Origin of the sequence: Virgibacillus sp. AGTR (assembly GCF_016919725.2) — a bacterium.
GTDB classification, from domain to species: Bacteria; Bacillota; Bacilli; order Bacillales; family Amphibacillaceae; genus Virgibacillus; species Virgibacillus salarius.
In genome coordinates this window covers 1-17,967 of sequence record NZ_JAJERH010000008.1, presented here as the reverse complement: position 1 = coordinate 17,967, position 17,967 = coordinate 1, and the positions used below count along the sequence as shown (strand labels likewise).

Genomic DNA, 17,967 nt, shown 5'->3' with positions numbered 1-17,967 from the left:
GTAGAACGAAGGAGGTAGGAACATGCAAGATACGATACCACATTGGTTATCTAAACAGGCCGATATATCGCCCAATTGTGCAGCTATCCAATACGCAAATGGATATCAAATAACATTTCAAGAATTGAAGGAACAAAGCCAAATGTACGCGAAGAAATTAGCTACATGGGGAGTGAAGGAAGGCTCACATGTGGCTGTTTTATCGACGAATAAACAAGCGATGATTACTGCAATTCATGCAATTAGCTACTTAAAGGCAGTAGTCGTTTTACTAAATACTCGATTAACGAATGAGGAATTAACATATCAAATTAAAGATGCAGATGCTTCATTTTTAATCTATGCAGATGAATTAAAAGTGAAAGCTGTGCAAATACCCTGTTTAAATAAGGCTGTGTTTGAGGAAATAGATAATTATCACGAGCATGCAGATATTGTCCTTACCACGGAAATACAATTAAATACTCCGTTTTCCATTATGTATACATCTGGCACAACTGGCTCTCCTAAGGGCGTCATTCATACGTACGGAAACCATTGGTGGAGTGCAATAGGGAGTGCACTTAATTTAGGGATTCATTCTGACGATAAATGGTTAGCTGCTTTACCAATATTTCATGTTAGTGGCTTATCCATCCTTATTCGCAGTGTAGTTTATGGTATGTCTGTCTATTTATTAGAGAAGTTTGATAAAACTAGTGTCCAGAAAGCAATTATGCACGAAGGCGTTACCATCGTATCTGTAGTTACTGTAATGCTTCAACAATTATTGGAAGAGCTTGGAACCGATCGTTATCCAACTTCCCTTCGTTGTGTATTATTAGGAGGTGGACCTGCTCCTCGTCCATTATTAGAGCAAGCGAAGGAAATGAATGTGCCAGTTTTCCAATCATTTGGCATGACGGAGACAGCATCACAAATTGTGACACTTAGTGCAGGAGATGCGCTGCAAAAAGTAGGTTCAGCTGGTAAGCCTCTATTTCCAGCGCAATTAATGATAAAAGATCCAGATCATTCTGGTGTTGGAGAAATATGTGTAAAAGGACCAATGGTGACATCGGGGTATTATAAAAAGCGCGAAGCAACTAATAAGGCAATTCAAGGTGGGTGGCTGGCAACAGGTGATTTAGGCTATTTAGATGACGAAGGTTTTCTATATGTTGTGGAACGCAGGCATGATTTAATTATTTCTGGAGGAGAAAACATATATCCATCGGAAATTGAAAGTGCTCTTGCCGGTCATCCAGCAATTAAGGAAGTAGGCGTTACGGGGATCTCTGATACCAAATGGGGTGAAGTACCTATCGCATTTATTGTAACGAAATATCGACTTACTCTACAAGAAATTATGAGCTATTTAGATGAGCATGTAGCAAGTTATAAACAGCCAAAAGAAGTTTATGAAGTAGATGCTTTACCACGTAATGCATCCAATAAACTTGTAAGAAGTCATTTGAAACAGATTAGAGGTAAAGAAGGGTGTAAGCAGCTTAGGTAATTGTCCTCTCATTGATACGAGTGTGTATTTTGCAGTAGGTGATTTTGGATTTATTCCATGGATAGCTTGCTAATTAGGAATATGCTAGTGAGATTGATTGATGAAAGCAATATTGTAAAGAACAAAATTTTAAAATTAATTGAAAATGATTATCAAAGTCATTGACGAATCACGAAAAAGCAAATACACTAAGGATAGCGCTTTGTATTGATCCTCTAAAAATACATATAACACGCACGATATTTTTGGAGGGAAAAGGGAGAGATTCCAATGCAAACCTTAACAGCAAATGATTTAACGCTAGGTTACGGGGATAATATAATTATTGACGATTTAAGTCTAGAGATACCTAAAGGTGAAATTACTGTATTCATTGGCGGAAATGGCTGTGGAAAGTCAACTTTACTTCGTTCGTTGGCACGATTATTGAAGCCTAAACAAGGGAATGTAGTATTAGATGGTGCAGCTATTGCAAAAATGGGGACAAAGGACGTTGCCAAGAAATTAGCGATACTTCCACAAAGTCCCATTAGTCCAGAAGGGTTAACCGTACATGAATTAGTGAAACAAGGTAGACATCCGTATCGTGGCTTATTAAAGCAATGGTCTGACGAAGATGAAAAAGCGGTTAATCACGCTTTAGATTCTACTAACATGTTTGATTTAAAAGATCGCCCCGTTGATTCATTGTCTGGTGGACAGCGTCAGCGTGCATGGATTGCCATGACTTTAGCGCAGGATACAGATATAATTTTATTAGATGAGCCAACAACTTACTTAGACATGACTCATCAGATAGAAGTACTTGATCTGTTATTTGAATTAAATGAGAAGGAAGGACGTACAGTTGTTATGGTCCTTCATGATTTGAATTTAGCATGTAGATATGCACATCATATTGTTGCTATTAAAGATAAACAGATATTTGCGCAAGGGAAACCTGAGGAGATTATTACATGTAATCTGGTTCATCAAGTTTTTGAAATGATGTGTGATGTTACGTTCGATCCACGATTTGGGACACCAATGTGCATCCCTCATGGAAAAGGACGTTGTATATTTGCTAATGCTACAAATGCGATTAATTAATGCACATAATTTTTCATTACCCGCTTATCAGAGCGGGCTTTTTTATTTTTCATACATGCTTCTACCTGCTTTTAGGAACATTAACTAAAAGGAGGTGTAGTTGAATGGGAAAAAAGAAATATTATATTAATATGGGATCAGGCGAGATTTCCAAGATAAAATATGATAATAATGATAATTTTGTTATACATGCTACTGATGATGAAATTGTATTATTGAGAGAAAAATTTAATGAGATGAATGCTGCAGGAGTAACTACTTTTTTTCGCGCTCACGTACCAGTTACACCCTATCATAATGATCAGTCTAATGATGATTATGACGATGAAATGACCGAAGCGTATCGTATGATATACGAATTAGGAGATGAAAGTGCGAAAGAACATATAAAGCACATGGGAATATTAGGAGATAGACCTCTTTAAAAGTAAGGGATAAATGCATTACGTGCATGTTATCCCTTTTTATCTCTTAGTTGATTTATTTCATGAAAATGTTTATTATTACCAATTACAAGGAATAGTATTGTATCTGTGAGCTTTTATATTCGTAAAGGAGGCAATTAACATTGAAAAGGAAGCTTTTCATGAATATAGTCTCTCTTTTGGGAGTTACTTTCTTAGCCGTTTTTCTAATTAGTACGGAAAAAGAGCCAATTCTTGCTGCTGCAAAAGTAGAGAAGCAATCGGTCACAGGAGTAGATAAAGGTATAGCTAATAACACTTCTAATGAACAAGTTACGAATAATTTAAGTCATGATACAATTATAAAGCGAACCAATCAACTTTTGGATTTCCTGCAACAGGATACGGATGAAAATTATCAAGTAATAACATTTAATACCAAACAAGAGCTTTTAGAAGAATTCTCTAAAATTGCCACAAAAAACGTTGTAGAACCTTATATTGATTATTATTATCAAGAACGGTCAAATGGGTTGTATATTATTCCAACAGAAATCCCACCATGGATAGATGAGAACAATTCATATCGTACCATCCCAGTACATGATGACAAGGTTAAGCTTATCCAGCATAATAAAAGTGCATTACATGGTAAGTATACGATCGAAATAGAGTTCACTTATGAAGATATTTGGAGAATATCTAATATCAAACATAGCTAAATAAATACGGTATTGGTAAAGGCGTTGAAATAATGTATACATTCAGAGACTATTACAATAATGAAATTAAGTTATCATTCGATTATCTTCCTTTTTCCAAAAACCCTAAACATGTATGGATTGTCTGTAAATATCGGGGTCAATGGTTATTAACCAAACACAAAGATAGAGGGTTAGAATTTCCAGGAGGTAAGGTGGAAGAAGGGGAAACACCGGAGGAAGCCGCAATAAGAGAAGTAAAAGAAGAGACTGGTGGGTTAGTGAAAAATATGAACTACATGGGACAGTATTTTGTATCTGGTAAAAAGGAAGATGTAGTAAAGAATGTGTATTATGCTTCGATCCAAGCACTAGAAAAACAGGACACATACTATGAAACAGATGGGCCGATACTCTTAGAAACTATTCCATTAAATGTGAAATATCAAAATTGCTATAGCTTTATTATGAAAGATGACGTTCTTGAGCATTGTATTCAATATATACACCAGCATTATTAAAAATCGCCCTTTATTTGGGCGATTTTATATATTTATTAGGAAGATGAATGCTTGATCAGCCACGCTTCCATTCGTTCTACAAATTTGTACATGATGGCAGCGAAGATAGCAATTAATACTAAGCTTGCCATGACTAATGAAAAATCAAACACTTGGAAACCATAAATAATTAGATATCCAAGGCCCTGTTTAGATACGAGAAATTCACCGACTATAACCCCAACCCAGGATAATCCTACATTTACTTTGAGGGTGGAAATCATAGCAGGTAAAGTGGCTGGAAAAATGGCATGTTTAAATATTTGCCATTTACTAGCACCGAAACTAATTAATACTTTCTCAAAATTGGGATCCACTTCATTAAAAGCTGAATAAACAACAAGTGTAGTGATGATAACGGATATAATTGCTCCCATTGCTATAATTGAAACATACCCAGGTCCTAGTGCCACAATAATGATAGGCCCTAACGCTACCTTTGGCATAGCATTCAAAATTACCAGGTAAGGATCCATTATTCTAGAGAAACGCTTCGATGTCCATAAAGATATAGCTAGTAGTATGCCGAATAGTGTACCAATTAGAAATCCAGCAATGGTCTCCAGTAGTGTGACTTCAAGGTGGGTAAATAACGAGCCGTTACTAAATTTTTCAATGATTACTTGACAAATTGTAGTAGGCGAGCTAAATAATAATGGGTCGATCCAATAAAGCCTGCTAGCTATTTCCCACAGTAGCACAAACGTTATAAGTATACTTACTTGCCAAGTATATACGATTTTAGTTTCTTTTTTAACTTTACTTAAATAGGCCTTAAACAGTTGTTCATCCGTATTAGTCGCCTTCATTATTTATACTCACCACCTTTTTTGTTTGTACATTTTCTCTTTGATCAAGCTCCTCCCAAACCTTATCAAAGAGGATTTGATATTTAGGGTGTCGCCTCACAAGTAAAGGTGGTTCATTTCTTAATTCAATTGGCACTTCAAAAACCTTTGAAATGGTTCCAGGATTCGCATCCATTACGAATATGCGATCACTCATAGCAATTGCTTCGCCAATATCATGTGTTACGAGAATAGTTGTTTTATGGTAAGCTTTTAATAATTTTGATACTAGCTCTTCTAATTTAAGCTTTGTTTGATAATCTAAAGCAGAGAACGGTTCATCAAGAAGTAGAATTTTTGGATCATTAATTAGAGTGCGTACAAGGGCAGCACGTTGCCGCATCCCCCCAGATAAAGAACTAGGATATGCATTCGCGACCTCTGCCAATCCTACTTCCTTCAATAGTTTGAGGGCTTTTTGTTCTGTGTTTTTTGAATGTGTATGAGTGATTTTTGGTCCTAGTAAAACGTTATCCACAATGGTTTTCCAAGGAAATAAATAATCTTGCTGAAGCATGTAGCCGATTTCAGATGCTGTCGTTTCAACTTCCTTTTTTTGTAAGCTAACCTTTCCTTCGGTTTGTTTAATAATACCTGCAATGATTGAAAGTATTGTTGATTTTCCACATCCACTAGGACCTAATAAGGCAATAAATTCTCCTTTCTGGATAGAAAAAGAAATATCATCTAATGCCTTTGTATAATTATTTTTCGAGAAATAATAATGTGAGACATGATCTAAGGTTAGAAATGACACCTTTACTCACTCCTTAGTTACGTATTACATCCTCTGCGATCTCTGTATTCACGAGCTCTTCGTATGGTACATCCTCAGGTAATTCACCAGCTTCATTCATTATTTTCTTCAAATTATTCCATTCTTTCTTATCTAGGACAGGATCGGTTGCAAAGGATGCTTGGCTTTTGTAGCGCTCAATGGATGCGGTAAGCATTTCTAGTTCTGTATCTTCAAAGTATGGTTGGATTACTTGAGCAATTTCTTCGGGGGTATGTGTTTCAACCCATTGCTGTGCTTTATAAATAGCTCTAGTGAATTTTTCTACGTCAGCTTTGTTTTTGTCAATAAAGCTTTGTTTAGTCATATATACTGTATAAGGTACGTGACCGGACTCTTCACCAAATGAAGCGACTATATGTCCTTTTCCTTCCTTTTCAAACGTACTGGCAGTTGGTTCAAATAATTGAACGTATTCCGCTTCACCAGATACAAATGCCCCCGGAATGTTAGCGAATTCTATATTTTGCTGTAAATCGAGATCTGTCTGTGGATTAATACCATGCTGCTTTAGCACAAATTCTCCAACCATTTGCGGCATTCCTCCTTTCCGCTGTCCAAGGAATGTTGTATCCTTTAGGTCTTCCCATGTGAAATTTGGTTTAGGTTCTTTTGCTACTAAAAAGGTGCCATCTGTTTGGGTTAATTGGGCAAAATTAATCGCATAATCTTTGGAGTTCTGAGCATAAACGTAGATGGAAGTCTCTGCACCTACTAAAGCCATATCAGCTCCTTCAGATAACAGGGCAGTCATTGTTTTATCCCCACCCCAAGTTGTTTGCAGCTCTACATCTAGGCCTACTTCTTCAAAAAAACCTTCCTCTAGAGCTACGTATTGTGGGGCGTAAAATAAAGAACGAGTTACTTCTGCTATTTTGATCGACGTGTTTTCCTTCGAATTACAAGCAGTAAGAGTTATAATTAACCCGCAAGAGATCAGGATAAAAACCATTATTTTTTTCATTCTATTCGACCCCTTCAAATATTTATATGTCAACACAGTTTATGAACAGCTTAGAAAATGTGTGAATGCCTAGAAAAAAATAAGTCAAATGAATAGATGATCGAATAGTACGAAAATATTTATGGAACAGAAACGCAAGCTCCCGAATAGAAACGTAGCACTTGGAGCAAGTCAATGGAGATAAAGGAAGCACGGTAGCTTGCAAGCCAATGATGACTTAGATTAGGACGATTCGTGAAGTCGCCTCGTTTCTGGGCACTAGAGCTGGACGCAGCTCAATACGCTTTATAATTTACTAGACTAAAAAAAGCCGATCTCTTTATAAGAGATCGGCAACCAGCTGTTATAGCTGAACAGTAAATTATACAACTTTTTTCACTCATTTATAATAAATCCTTTTGGGATGAGGAAACGATAAATTATCCTTTATAAATTGGCCCAGCCTGCATAATATCAGCGCTTGCTTCCGTGAATTTTTGGAAATTCTGATGAAACTTCATGGCAAGTGATTTTGCTTCCGTTTGATAAGCGTTTTTGTCTTCCCATGTGTTTTCGGGAACTAAGACGTCATCGGGAACACCTGGAACTTGGATAGGGATTTCCAATCCAAAAATATTATCTCTTATTGTCTCTACACTATTGAGTTCACCTTCTAATGCAGCATGAATCATTGCACGTGTATAAGACAGCTTCATGCGTTTACCAATGCCGTAAGATCCCCCAGTCCATCCTGTGTTTACAAGAAACACGTTTGATTGATAAAAATCAATTTTTTCACCAAGCATTTTCGCATACTTTGCCGGAGCTAAAGGTAAAAATGGTGATCCAAAACATGCAGAGAACGTAGCCTGTGGTTCTGTCACTCCTCGCTCCGTACCTGCAAGCTTGCTTGTGTAGCCACTTAAGAAATGATACATTGCTTGCTCTTTTGATAATTTACTTATTGGCGGCAATGTTCCCGAAGCATCTGCTGTAAGGAAGATAATTGTATTTGGATGCCCAGCAATACTTGGCACTGCGATATTATCAATGTTTTCAATTGGATAGGCTGCTCTTGTGTTTTCTGTTAAAGTTGTGTCATCATAATCAGGTAGCCTTGTTTGTTTATTAAGAATAACGTTTTCAAGGACAGAACCAAATCGTATTGCATTATAAATTTGCGGCTCTTTTTCTTGAGATAAATGAATACACTTTGCGTAACATCCGCCTTCAATATTAAATACTCCATTTGGACCCCAACCATGCTCATCATCACCAATTAATCTTCTGTAAGGATCAGCAGATAAGGTGGTTTTCCCCGTGCCGGATAAACCAAAGAATAAAGCCACGTCTCCCTCTTTGCCAACATTAGCAGAACAGTGCATAGATAATACATCTTGTTGAGGTAGTAAGAAATTCATCACTGAAAAGATAGACTTTTTAATTTCACCTGCATATTCGGTACCACCTATTAGAATGATTCGTTTTTTAAAAGAAACAAGAATAAACGCTTCTGAGTTCGTACCATCTACTTCAGGATCTGCTTTAAAAGTAGGGGCTGATATTACTGTGAATTCAGCTTGATGTGATAGTAACTCATCAGCAGTTGGAGTTATAAATAACTGCCGTGCAAATAGATTGTGCCAGGCATATTCGTTAATAACTTGTATTGGTAAGCGATACGCGTGGTCTGCACCAGCAAATCCGTTAAATTGGAATAGCTCTTCTTTATTTTTTAAATAGGAAATAACCTTTTCATACAATCGATCAAATACAGATTCATCAATGGATTGATTTACTGTTCCCCAATCCACCTGCTGTTCACTTACTTCATCTGTAACAATAAATTTATCTTTTGGGGAGCGACCGGTATAAGATCCTGTTGTTGCTTGAACTGCACCTGTTGCGGTTAACATGCCTTCTTCTCTTGCTAAAATTCTTTCAACAAGCTGAGGTACGGATAAATTTGTTTGTAGCTGTTTATGCGTGTATAATTCTTTTACGAAAGACTTTTCTACCGTTTTCATGTTAAATACCTGCCTTTATGTGAAATTGTATTCACGTTCTTTTGTTGAACGACCAAATAATCCTGAATATGTTTATTAGTATAACACATTTAAGTTAATAGTCCATACTAAATATAAAATAATTTTTATAAGATGTTGAATGTTTACAGCAAAAAATGTCGTTCAGAATCTTTCTTTCCTTTAGTATGAGTAAAAAACTTCTGAGAATACAGTTAAACTAGTTGACACATTAAGCTTCTTCCGATAAGCTAAGTTTCGAACGGATACTCTCTTATTCAGAGTTGGTGGAGGGACAGACCCAATGAAGCCCAGCAACCATCACTTTAGTGAAAAGGTGCTAACCTGATGCAAGGAGATTTTTTTCCTTGAACAATAAGAGCGAAAGGCCAGCAATCCTTTCCTCATGACAAGCGGGAAAGGCTTTTTTTATTAGTTATAAAAATTCTACACGTAGATGACTAACTTTAACCCGATTATAAACATATTAGTCAATTTCTAAGCTAAATTGTCATTCGCCTGCGTGTACGTGTGAACCAGGAGTGACAATAGAATATACGGTAGTAGGTAATCTTTCTGGTGCCTTTCTTATTTCAGTTTAACCTTAGTACTTATTACTGAATGAGCATATTTGATAAATAGAGTTCCGTAATCGATATTTGAAGGAGGATTTAGCAACATGGCTGCTAATCGTCGTTTGTTTACTTCTGAATCAGTAACAGAAGGACATCCAGATAAGATATCTGATCAAATTTCAGATGCTATTTTGGATGAGATATTAAAAACAGATCCAAATGCCCGAGTGGCATGTGAAACAACTGTTACAACTGGACTTGTTCTTGTAGCGGGTGAAATATCCACTACTACTTATGTAGATATACCTGCTATTGTTCGTAAAACTATAAAAGAAATCGGATATACTCGCGCAAAATTTGGGTTCGACGCGGAGACATGCGCAGTATTAACTGCCATTGATGAACAATCACCTGATATTGCTGGTGGAGTTGACACAGCATTGGAAGCAAGACAAGGAAAAATGAGCGATCAAGAGATTGCTGCAATAGGTGCTGGTGATCAGGGTTTAATGTTTGGTTTTGCTTGTGATGAAACAGACGAATTGATGCCACTTCCAATCTCATTGGCACATAAGTTGGCAAAGCGTCTCGCTGACGTTCGGAAGGATAAGACATTAGAATACTTACGACCGGACGGTAAAACACAGGTAACCGTTGAGTATGATGAAAATGATCAACCTGTTAAAATTGATACCATCGTAATTTCTACACAGCATCATCAGGATATAGCTACAGAGCAAATAGAAAAAGATTTGATAGAGCATGTTATACGCCCTATAGTACCAAATGAGTTATTAGATGAGACGACTAAATATTTTATTAATCCAACTGGCCGTTTCGTTATTGGTGGACCTCAGGGGGATGCAGGTTTAACAGGTCGAAAGATTATTGTTGATACGTATGGAGGCTATGCTAGACACGGTGGCGGAGCGTTTAGTGGAAAAGACTCTACTAAAGTTGATCGGTCAGCTGCATACGCTGCCCGTTATGTCGCAAAGAACATAGTGGCTGCCAGGCTTGCCAAAAGCTGTGAAGTACAGCTAGCCTATGCCATTGGTGTAGCAGAACCTGTTTCTATTTCGATAAACACTTTTGGAACAGGTGTTGTAAATGAAGAGCAACTAGTAAAAGCTGTTCGAGAATTATTTGATTTACGACCAGCAGGTATTATTCGTATGTTAGACTTGCAAAAACCTATTTATAAAAATACTGCTGCTTACGGGCATTTTGGAAGAACAGACATTTTATTTCCATGGGAGAAGACAGACAAAGTTGAGCAATTGAAAGCACTTATTAAGTAGTAAAGTCTTGATCATCCTTTAGCTTCACAATGGTTATGATACGAAAAAAGGTAACCTAGCTGATTTAATCTTCTAGGCTGCCTTTTTTCATAGTCTAAATTACAATATTTTCCATAAGGATAAAGAAGGCGTGTTGAGCTGCGTCCAGCTCCAGCGCACAGAATCTAGGTGACTTCACGAATCGCCCTAATCTAAGTCATCATTGGCTTGCAAGCACACCGTGATTCCTTTATCTCCGTTGACTAGCTCCAATCGCTTTTGTTCTTGAAGTTACTTACCGGAATTTGTATATTTTTTGTAGTAGATTGCTTTATCTACATATGATTTTCGTACACGTTCCATCTCCGCGTAATCTTCTAGAGTTAAGTCTCGGATTACTTTTGCTGGTCTACCAAGAGCTAACGTATGTGGCGGAATCGTTTTTCTAGGTGGCACAAGGCTTCCGGCTCCGATAAATGCATTTTCACCTATTTCCGCACCATCAAGAATAATGGAACCCATACCAATTAAAGCTTTGTTTCTAATCATGGCGGAGTGCAGGGTCACTTGATGTCCGACTGTCACATCATCCTCGATAATTAAGGGAAGATTAGGGCTTTGATGAAGCATGGACAGATCTTGAATACTAATTCTTTTACCAATTTTCACAGGTGCAACATCTCCACGAACTACAGTTTTAAACCATATACTAGAATATTCATCAATTGTAACGTCACCGATGATGGTTGCATCCTCTGCAATAAATGCAGTTTCATGAATTTGTGGTTGTTTTTCTTTATATGAATGTATCATTTGAATCCTCCTGGATAATATGGTGATATAAACAGTATAACAAAATTATAGCGGGGACAATGTAGATTGGAGGCAGCAAATTGAGCAATCATGTACCAAATAACCCAATAATTTTAATGGCAACCGTTTATCTGAAAATTTTTCCAGCTGTAAGGAAAGAGTTAGTTTATTGGCAAAAACGTGCTGCGGAAATTCCCGATCAAGAATTGAGAACTCAGGCTTTATCAAGTATTTCTTCCAAACGTTTTCATTGTCAAGGAGGAGCAGTTTATAGCATATTAGCACATCAAAACTGGCAGAAAGCTGTACGATTTATTGTTGCATATCAAACGATAAGTGACTATTTAGATAATCTTTGTGATCGTAGTAATTCTATGGATCCAGAAAATTTCCGATTGTTACATCATGCTATGATAGATGCACTATCTTGTAATGATAGTAAAACGGATTATTATAAGTATTTTGAAAGTAAAGATGACAAAGGGTATTTGAAAGAGTTAGTTAGAACTTGTAATGAAGCACTAGCATCACTAAATCACATTGATCTTTTCCAAGAGCATGCGCTTAAATTGGCAAAATTGTATATGGATTTACAGGTACACAAGCATGTGATCATGGAAGAACGTATACCACGATTAACAAAGTGGTCAGAGAATATGAATGCATATCCGTTAAGCTGGTATGAATTTTCAGCAGCAGCAGGATCTACGCTTGGAATATATTGTTTGGCCTGCTATGGGTTTGCTGGGAGACTTAGTTCAGACAGAGCAAGCCGATTAGTATCTGGATATTTTCCATATATTCAGTGCTTGCATATTTTACTTGATTATTATATCGACCAAGTGGAGGATAAAGAAGAGGAAGATTTGAACTTCTGTAATTATTACCCAGATCAAATCACGATGCAGGAACGATTTCGGCACTTTTTATTAGAAGCTCACGTTAATTCAACGATGCTACCAGATGCTCCATTTCATCAAATGGTACTGCAGGGTCTAGTTGGGTTGTATTTAGGAGATGAAAAGCTCAAGTTAATTGACGGCTCTCGTCAAATGAAGCGACAATTATTAAAAGCGAGTGGAGTAGCTTCGAAATTTTTTCACTGGAACACGAGAAGTTATTATTACTTAAAAAGATTAGTTACTAGTAGTTGACAGGATTGAGTAGCGGGAGATATTTTAAGGATGATATTCATAAAAAGGGAAAATGAAAATACGTATAGTAGCATAAAAGTGGAGGAGGTCCTCCACTTTACTGGTAGTCTAGGAAATTACAAAATTTGCCCATGTGGATAAATAGGCGCGTGTTGGGCCACGCTCAGAAACTAGGCGTACCTTGCATGGAGATAGACCATTATTATCTTTTTTGAATAGCGATTATAAAAGGCGGATTATTTTTTTGGTTAATAAAGCCATATTGTAAAACATGATACCATCGTTGATTTAACCTCATGACATGTTTTATTACAGCTTCCTTTTCTTCTTTTCCTCCTTCATGTCCATGATAGATCACAATTACGATCAATCCACCACGCTTTAAATACTTTAATATCGTATCGATTGCAGTAATTGTTGAAGTTCCTTTGGTTATAACTGATTTATTACCTTTTGGTAAATAACCTAAATTAAACACAGCCCCACCTAATAGAATTTCTTCGGAGGGTAAGTGTTTTTTTAGATTTGCGTGACTGTCAAGGATCAGGTCGACATTCTCACGGTTATTTTCTACTAGTTTTTGCTTCGTAGAACGAATCGCCTCCTGTTGAATGTCAAAAGCAATGACTCGTCCATTTTCACCGACAACTTTACTTAAAAATAAAGTGTCATTACCATTACCACAAGTCGCGTCAATTACCGTCTCATTTTTTTCTATAGAATTTTCCAATAAATAATGGGCATAATGTAATATTCCGTGTAACATGGTATACTCCTTTAATATGATGGTTAGACTTATTTTACCAGATTATACGTAGTATTGTCTTGACAAAGTGTATGCAATTCATTACAATTCTTATACATCATATACGATAATGACTATGCAAAGGATTAGTAATAAATCCCTACAGGAAAAGAGAGGCAGTGGTTGGTGTAAACTGTCCCTGGAAATTTATGAACTCACCTTTAATGTTGCAGAAGTGATAAAGTAGTTTCTGCCGTGGATCCACGTTACGGATCTCAAGTGAATGCAGGAATTTGCATTAATCTGGGTGGTACCGCGGGAAAAGCTTCTCGTCCCTTATAGGGATGAGTGGCTTTTTTTCGTTTACAAAAACATATGTAGAAGTAAAGGAGGAAATGTAATGAGTTTTCATCATCAACAAATTGAAAAAAAGTGGCAAACGTATTGGTTGAAAAACAAAACATTCAAAACGGATACATTTTCTGAAAAAGAAAAAGTTTATGCGTTAGACATGTTTCCATACCCATCTGGTGCTGGATTACATGTAGGGCATCCAGAGGGCTATACAGCAACAGATATTATTTCAAGAATGAAACGGATGCAGGGTTACGAAGTACTTCATCCAATGGGATGGGATGCTTTCGGTTTACCGGCTGAGCAATATGCGATTGATACTGGAAATAGTCCAGCGGATTTTACAGAACAAAATATTGCTGTTTTTAAGAGACAAATTCAAGCACTTGGATTTTCCTATGATTGGGATCGTGAAATTAGTACAATGGATCCGAATTACTATAAATGGACACAATGGATTTTTACGAAGCTTTATGAAAAAGGTCTAGCTTATATGGATGAGGTTGCTGTGAACTGGTGTCCTGCTTTAGGAACGGTTCTAGCGAATGAAGAAGTAATAGATGGGAAAAGTGAGCGAGGCGGTCATCCTGTTGTTCGGAAACCTATGAAGCAATGGATGTTGAAAATAACTGCTTATGCTGATCGCTTACTCGAAGATTTAGATGAATTGGATTGGCCAGAAAGCTTGAAGGATATGCAGCGTAACTGGATTGGGCGATCAGAAGGTGCTGAAGTACAGTTTTCAGTTGATCATTCAAATGAAACGTTTACGGTATTTACGACTAGACCCGATACACTTTTCGGTGCAACTTATGCTGTATTAGCTCCTGAACATCCAATGGTTGAAAAGATCGTGACAGATGAACAGAAAGCTGCTGTTGATACTTATATTAAAGATATCCAAACGAAATCCGATTTGGAGAGAACGGATTTAGCTAAGGATAAAACAGGTGTATTTACTGGGGCCTATGCCATTAATCCAGTTAATCAAGAAAAAATGCCAATATGGATCGCTGATTATGTATTAATGAGCTACGGTTCAGGAGCTATTATGGCAGTCCCCGCACATGATGACCGAGACTATGAATTTGCAGTTAAATTCGAATTGCCAATTGTAGAAGTGGTAGCCGGGGGAGAGATTACGAAAGAAGCCTATATGGGTGACGGTGAACACGTAAATTCTGATTTCTTAAATGGATTGGATAAAGAGAAAGCCATAGCAAAAATGATTGACTGGTTAGAGGAAACTGGTAAAGGTACGAAGAAAGTTACGTATCGTTTACGAGATTGGCTGTTTGCACGACAACGCTATTGGGGTGAACCTATTCCTATTATCCATTGGGAAGATGGATCAATGACCACTGTACCAGAAGAGGAATTACCGCTTGAGCTCCCTGCAATGGATAATATTAAGCCTTCTGGAAATGGTGAATCACCATTAGCAAATAGCGATTGGGTAAATGTTATCGATCCAGAAACGGGTATGAAAGGTAGAAGAGAAACAAACACAATGCCTCAGTGGGCAGGAAGCTGCTGGTATTTCTTACGGTATATTGATCCGAATAACCCTAATGAAATTGCGGATCCAAAAGCTCTTGAAGAATGGTTACCGATTGATATTTATATTGGTGGAGCAGAACATGCTGTCCTTCATTTGTTATATGCACGATTTTGGCATAAATTCCTTTATGATATCGGCGTGGTTCCTACAAAAGAACCGTTTATGAAATTATTTAATCAAGGGATGATACTTGGCGAAGGAAATGAAAAGATGAGTAAGTCGAAAGGAAACGTGGTTAATCCTGATGATATTATCGAATCGCATGGTGCGGACACACTTCGACTGTATGAAATGTTCATGGGACCGCTTGATGCATCCGTTGCTTGGTCAGAAAATGGCTTAGATGGCGCTAGACGTTTCCTTGATCGAGTATGGCGGTTAATTGTAGGTGAAAATGGAGAATTATCAGAGAAAGTAGTAGATGAAGGGAATACAGCCTTAGATAAGGTGTACCATGAAACAGTGAAAAAAGTAACAGATGATTTTAATCATCTCCATTTTAATACGGGTATTTCACAAATGATGGTGTTCATCAATGAAGGTTATAAAGCGGATAAACTTCCTAAAGCTTATATGGAAGGGTTCGTAAAGATGTTATCTCCAGTTGCACCACATGTGTCAGAAGAACTATGGAGTGTTTTGGGCCATACAGAAACGATCAGCTACGAACCATGGCCAACATACGATGAGCGTAAATTGGTTGAAGCTGAAGTTGAAATCGTTGTACAGATAATGGGTAAGGTACGAGCGAAAATTAGTGTTTCTAAAGACATATCTAAAGAAGAGCTGGAAAAAACAGCTTTAGAAAACGAAAAGATTCAAGCACTAATTGAAGGGAAAACAATTCGTAAAGTCATCGTAGTACCCGGTAAGCTAGTCAATATCGTAGCAAATTAATTGAAAGAAGACTCGCACATACGTATCATTAAAGACGAGCAAAATTATAATGAAGTGATAAAAGCTTTATACAGGCGAGATTTACTGTGGTCATTTCTCTCCTTGGATTTTACGTATAGTAGAATTAACAAAAGCTGAACGGGTTTGAAGGTGATTACCCCAGAAGTTAGAGTGAAAAATCTAACTTCTGAGGTAGGTACCAATTCGTTCGGCTTTGCTTTATGCTATAATAGGTTCTTTATTTTAAGAGGGGATCCATTTAGTTTGTAAGATAATCCATTTGCCATTTTCAAAATACCAAATTGTTTCAACTGTTCCTAGCCTGTCCGCATGATAAGCCCCGCTTATTTGTTGATAACTTTTTAAACCATATCCTTTACTTTCACTAATTAATAATGGTTCGAAGAAGGCAATGGGATCAATCATTACAGATTTATTTGTTTCAAGTAATTTTCCTTCTTTATTGTATATCCCAAGTCTTATATAATCATCAGCACGATTTTTGACATCTATTTGAATCGGTTTTTCACTTGGAGTTAATTGAATGGTAACGTTGAAATTATCTTCAAATTCACCACTAAGGTATGTTTGCTCAGGCAATGGTATATTACTTATTTCATCATTTGTGATGGTATCTAATTGATAATTATATAAACCACCACTTCCGCCCGTTGCGCTCTGATAAAAAATATCTTTAATAGTGTCATGGTTTAAGTCAATTAACTGTAGTGAAGGATCATAACCTCCATTGTAATTTATTTTCCACTTTTGATTATTGCTAGTAATAGAAGCCCAAACCTTTCGATAAAATGTCGTATCTGGTGAAAACAAAATACCTTTTAGCTCAATTTTTTCATGTTGACCATCACCAGTTACATCAGCTTCGTACGTATGAATTAATGTTGCCTTTGTTTCTGTTGCTTTCAAGTTATCAACAGATAATCCTATTGATACAAGAAAAATAAATATAATAGTAATCAAATACTTCATATACCATCTCTCCAATATTTTTTATTAATGCTAGTGTGTGTAAGGAAGTTGCAAGTTATCCTCAGAAAACGTATCATAAACATGAATGAACGATAAAGGGTGATAAGATGGAAAAAATAAATGAAATCTCTCCAGAAGAATTAGAAAGTCAATTAAAAGAAGGAATAGACATTGAGGTTGTTGATGTAAGAGAAGATGAAGAAGTAGCTCAAGGTATGATTAAAAATGCTAAACATATACCGTTACAAGAAATTCCAGATGCGATAAATTCATTGGACAAATCAAAACACCATGTATTGGTCTGTCGCTCAGGTCGAAGAAGTATGAGAGCAGCAGAGTTTTTAAGTGAAAATGGTTATAATGTGTCTAATATGACTGGTGGCATGCTTGAATGGAAAGGTGCTGTTACGAAGTAGAAGGGGAATTTTGATGAGAACAGAAAAAAGGGTTGACTTTTTTCTGTTCGAACTGTATTATAGTTATTGCTGTCGCAAAAAAAGTAATACATTTAAAAAACATGTAATTTTTTATTGACAGTTAAATGGGATTGATGCTATAATAACAATCCGCGATATAGAAAATGTCGAATTTGTTCATTCGATTGTTTTTTATTGTTGTGAAATCAAAGTCGTCTTTTAGTTGACATAATCTCTTTGATTTGGTATTATATTAAACGCTGTGTTTTTGACAGCAGCAAACCAATATTTGCTCTTTGAAAACTGAACAAAACAACCA

General features: G+C 36.8%; 16 protein-coding genes, 1 riboswitch and 1 other annotated feature. Of the genes, 9 read left to right on the top strand and 7 right to left on the bottom strand.

The genetic code is table 11. From position 1 onward, the window contains the following. The first annotated feature begins 22 nt into the window (after nt 1-22). The 5 genes from JUJ52_RS05615 (at nt 23) to ytkD (ending at nt 4,213) form a co-directional block, all read left to right on the top strand. Nucleotides 23-1,498 carry an o-succinylbenzoate--CoA ligase gene (locus JUJ52_RS05615; protein ID WP_121605563.1) on the top strand — a complete coding sequence of 492 codons (1,476 nt, stop codon included), beginning with the start codon at nt 23-25 and terminating at the stop codon, nt 1,496-1,498. Between the two features lie 270 nt (nt 1,499-1,768). After that, entirely contained in the window at nt 1,769-2,587 is an 819-nt protein-coding gene (locus JUJ52_RS05610) for an ABC transporter ATP-binding protein (RefSeq protein WP_026681508.1), read from the top strand. Between the two features lie 104 nt (nt 2,588-2,691). Next, nucleotides 2,692-3,012 carry a hypothetical protein gene (locus tag JUJ52_RS05605; protein ID WP_026681507.1) on the top strand — a complete coding sequence of 107 codons (321 nt, stop codon included), beginning with the start codon at nt 2,692-2,694 and terminating at the stop codon, nt 3,010-3,012. A gap of 161 nt (nt 3,013-3,173) precedes the next feature. Further along, nucleotides 3,174-3,713, top strand: a complete 540-nt coding sequence (locus JUJ52_RS05600; protein ID WP_152525427.1) for a hypothetical protein — start codon at nt 3,174-3,176, stop codon at nt 3,711-3,713. Nucleotides 3,714-3,745: 32 nt separating this feature from the next. After that, on the top strand, nt 3,746-4,213 hold the full coding sequence (ytkD, locus tag JUJ52_RS05595; protein ID WP_026681505.1) for an RNA deprotection pyrophosphohydrolase: 468 nt from the start codon (nt 3,746-3,748) through the stop codon (nt 4,211-4,213). A gap of 35 nt (nt 4,214-4,248) precedes the next feature. On the opposite strand, the gene JUJ52_RS05590 is transcribed toward ytkD, so the two are convergent. The 4 genes from JUJ52_RS05590 to pckA form a co-directional block, all read right to left on the bottom strand. Next, nucleotides 4,249-5,061 (bottom strand): ABC transporter permease, encoded by an 813-nt coding sequence (locus JUJ52_RS05590; RefSeq protein WP_026681504.1) that lies wholly within the window; start codon nt 5,059-5,061, stop codon nt 4,249-4,251. Beyond that, the gene (locus JUJ52_RS05585) at nt 5,048-5,857 is read right to left on the bottom strand and encodes an ABC transporter ATP-binding protein (protein ID WP_026681503.1); all 810 of its coding nucleotides are present in this window, start codon (nt 5,855-5,857) and stop codon (nt 5,048-5,050) included. Before JUJ52_RS05585 ends, JUJ52_RS05590 begins: the two co-directional genes overlap by 14 nt. 13 nt (nt 5,858-5,870) lie before the next feature. Beyond that, on the bottom strand, nt 5,871-6,860 hold the full coding sequence (locus JUJ52_RS05580; RefSeq protein ID WP_026681502.1) for an ABC transporter substrate-binding protein: 990 nt from the start codon (nt 6,858-6,860) through the stop codon (nt 5,871-5,873). A 419-nt stretch (nt 6,861-7,279) separates the two neighbouring features. Next, nucleotides 7,280-8,866 (bottom strand): phosphoenolpyruvate carboxykinase (ATP), encoded by a 1,587-nt coding sequence (gene pckA, locus JUJ52_RS05575; RefSeq protein WP_026681501.1) that lies wholly within the window; start codon nt 8,864-8,866, stop codon nt 7,280-7,282. Nucleotides 8,867-9,134: 268 nt separating this feature from the next. Next, a riboswitch (SAM riboswitch) is annotated at nt 9,135-9,245 on the top strand. A gap of 297 nt (nt 9,246-9,542) precedes the next feature. Here pckA and metK point away from each other — a divergent pair. Next, complete coding sequence (gene metK, locus JUJ52_RS05570; RefSeq protein ID WP_026681500.1) at nt 9,543-10,739, top strand: methionine adenosyltransferase; 1,197 nt, start codon at nt 9,543-9,545, stop codon at nt 10,737-10,739. A 270-nt stretch (nt 10,740-11,009) separates the two neighbouring features. On the opposite strand, the gene JUJ52_RS05565 is transcribed toward metK, so the two are convergent. After that, nucleotides 11,010-11,531, bottom strand: coding sequence for a gamma carbonic anhydrase (locus JUJ52_RS05565; RefSeq protein ID WP_026681499.1), 522 nt, complete (start codon nt 11,529-11,531; stop codon nt 11,010-11,012). Nucleotides 11,532-11,611: 80 nt separating this feature from the next. Between JUJ52_RS05565 and JUJ52_RS05560 the strand changes: the two genes are divergently transcribed. Next, on the top strand, nt 11,612-12,685 hold the full coding sequence (locus JUJ52_RS05560; RefSeq protein WP_226983533.1) for a tetraprenyl-beta-curcumene synthase family protein: 1,074 nt from the start codon (nt 11,612-11,614) through the stop codon (nt 12,683-12,685). A gap of 202 nt (nt 12,686-12,887) precedes the next feature. Here JUJ52_RS05560 and mnmM read toward each other — a convergent pair whose 3' ends face one another. Then, the gene (gene mnmM / locus JUJ52_RS05555; protein WP_121605561.1) at nt 12,888-13,451 is read right to left on the bottom strand and encodes a tRNA 5-(aminomethyl)-2-thiouridylate-methyltransferase MnmM; all 564 of its coding nucleotides are present in this window, start codon (nt 13,449-13,451) and stop codon (nt 12,888-12,890) included. Between the two features lie 106 nt (nt 13,452-13,557). Continuing rightward, nucleotides 13,558-13,770 (top strand) — a binding site (T-box leader). A 60-nt stretch (nt 13,771-13,830) separates the two neighbouring features. Here mnmM and leuS point away from each other — a divergent pair. Then, on the top strand, nt 13,831-16,242 hold the full coding sequence (gene leuS / locus JUJ52_RS05550) for a leucine--tRNA ligase (protein ID WP_166530995.1): 2,412 nt from the start codon (nt 13,831-13,833) through the stop codon (nt 16,240-16,242). A 243-nt stretch (nt 16,243-16,485) separates the two neighbouring features. Here leuS and JUJ52_RS05545 read toward each other — a convergent pair whose 3' ends face one another. Beyond that, the gene (locus tag JUJ52_RS05545; RefSeq protein WP_205388747.1) at nt 16,486-17,232 is read right to left on the bottom strand and encodes a hypothetical protein; all 747 of its coding nucleotides are present in this window, start codon (nt 17,230-17,232) and stop codon (nt 16,486-16,488) included. A gap of 107 nt (nt 17,233-17,339) precedes the next feature. Between JUJ52_RS05545 and JUJ52_RS05540 the strand changes: the two genes are divergently transcribed. Beyond that, on the top strand, nt 17,340-17,648 hold the full coding sequence (locus JUJ52_RS05540) for a rhodanese-like domain-containing protein (RefSeq protein ID WP_026681494.1): 309 nt from the start codon (nt 17,340-17,342) through the stop codon (nt 17,646-17,648). Nucleotides 17,649-17,967: the final 319 nt, after the last annotated feature.

Excerpts from the sequence above, each read along its gene's own strand:
- JUJ52_RS05610 (WP_026681508.1), top strand. The coding sequence starts at position 1,769 with ATGCAAACCTTAACAGCAAATGATTTAACGCTAGGTTACGGGGATAAT.
- JUJ52_RS05615 (WP_121605563.1), top strand. The coding sequence starts at position 23 with ATGCAAGATACGATACCACATTGGTTATCTAAACAGGCCGATATATCG.
- JUJ52_RS05580 (WP_026681502.1), bottom strand. The coding sequence starts at position 6,860 with ATGAAAAAAATAATGGTTTTTATCCTGATCTCTTGCGGGTTAATTATA.
- JUJ52_RS05600 (WP_152525427.1), top strand. The coding sequence starts at position 3,174 with ATGAATATAGTCTCTCTTTTGGGAGTTACTTTCTTAGCCGTTTTTCTA.
- mnmM (WP_121605561.1), bottom strand. The coding sequence starts at position 13,451 with ATGTTACACGGAATATTACATTATGCCCATTATTTATTGGAAAATTCT.
- ytkD (WP_026681505.1), top strand. The coding sequence starts at position 3,746 with ATGTATACATTCAGAGACTATTACAATAATGAAATTAAGTTATCATTC.
- JUJ52_RS05540 (WP_026681494.1), top strand. The coding sequence starts at position 17,340 with ATGGAAAAAATAAATGAAATCTCTCCAGAAGAATTAGAAAGTCAATTA.
- leuS (WP_166530995.1), top strand. The coding sequence starts at position 13,831 with ATGAGTTTTCATCATCAACAAATTGAAAAAAAGTGGCAAACGTATTGG.
- metK (WP_026681500.1), top strand. The coding sequence starts at position 9,543 with ATGGCTGCTAATCGTCGTTTGTTTACTTCTGAATCAGTAACAGAAGGA.
- JUJ52_RS05605 (WP_026681507.1), top strand. The coding sequence starts at position 2,692 with ATGGGAAAAAAGAAATATTATATTAATATGGGATCAGGCGAGATTTCC.
- pckA (WP_026681501.1), bottom strand. The coding sequence starts at position 8,866 with ATGAAAACGGTAGAAAAGTCTTTCGTAAAAGAATTATACACGCATAAA.
- JUJ52_RS05590 (WP_026681504.1), bottom strand. The coding sequence starts at position 5,061 with ATGAAGGCGACTAATACGGATGAACAACTGTTTAAGGCCTATTTAAGT.
- JUJ52_RS05565 (WP_026681499.1), bottom strand. The coding sequence starts at position 11,531 with ATGATACATTCATATAAAGAAAAACAACCACAAATTCATGAAACTGCA.
- JUJ52_RS05545 (WP_205388747.1), bottom strand. The coding sequence starts at position 17,232 with ATGAAGTATTTGATTACTATTATATTTATTTTTCTTGTATCAATAGGA.